A 919-nucleotide genomic window follows, 5' to 3' on the forward strand; every position below is an offset into this window, starting at 1 on the left:
TTATTACTTTATCTGGCTGCGATAAGGCGACTGAGCAAGCGGTTCAAACAATACTTAAACCTACTGAAAAAATAACTGCAGCCTCGCCAGAGCAAAGTGATTTTCAGGTACATCACTGTAACCTTACCTACAAGGGACAGTCGCTTATTTTTGGAGTGAGTATTGATGAGTGGATTAAAGTACTGGGTCCTTATGACAGAGTTACTCATTTAGCCAATGATGTGTACTTTTGGGATAACTTAGGAATTGGACTTTATTCAAAAACACATAAACATATTTCACAAACCTTAAAGTTTGAATTTAATGAACCCATTGCATTTAGTGAAGAGGATATTAGAGTTACACATTCTGAACATTTACGCGAATCAAAAAGAGAAGCAAATGAATCTCGTGCTAAAACCCCTTTCAGTCAACCTTTATGGATTAATGGCGCAGCAATCAGAGGACTGTGGGATATAAACAAAGTTAATAAACAACTTTATGCTTACAATCCTAAAAACCCTCACTATTTTGGTGAGGCCTATATGCCAACTATTTTCGGCTCTCGCTTTGCCTGCGATAAAAGTGCAGCTCCCTATTTTAAAGAAGGTGAAATTGGGGTGAGGGTCGATGTGAACCCTCAAAATAAAAATGAAATAAGAGCAATCTCATTAGGAGTAACTGTTTTCACCGATGAATACTTAGAAGAAAGAGAAAACAACCCGACTCCAAGTTTATCATCTGGCTATATAAAAAGTGTTGTAAAGCGCACAGTGATAAATTAATGCATGGAAACACAAAATTTATGACTACTTTAATTAAACATTTTCTTTTTATTACGTTACTTATTACTTTATCTGGCTGCGATAAGGCGACTGAGCAAGCGGTTCAAACAATACTTAAACCTACTGAAAAAATAACTGCAGCCTCGCCAGAGCAA

Annotated in this window: 1 protein-coding gene; it reads left to right on the forward strand. The window is 36.7% G+C overall.

Translation table 11 applies throughout. From position 1 onward, the window contains the following. Nucleotides 1-2: 2 nt before the first annotated feature. On the forward strand, nucleotides 3-764 hold the full coding sequence (locus JIG41_RS22895) for a hypothetical protein (RefSeq protein ID WP_312000537.1): 762 nt from the start codon (nucleotides 3-5) through the stop codon (nucleotides 762-764). Nucleotides 765-919: the final 155 nt, after the last annotated feature.

This window comes from Pseudoalteromonas sp. bablab_jr011 (genome assembly GCF_016464045.1).
Lineage (GTDB): Bacteria > Pseudomonadota > Gammaproteobacteria > Enterobacterales > Alteromonadaceae > Pseudoalteromonas > Pseudoalteromonas lipolytica.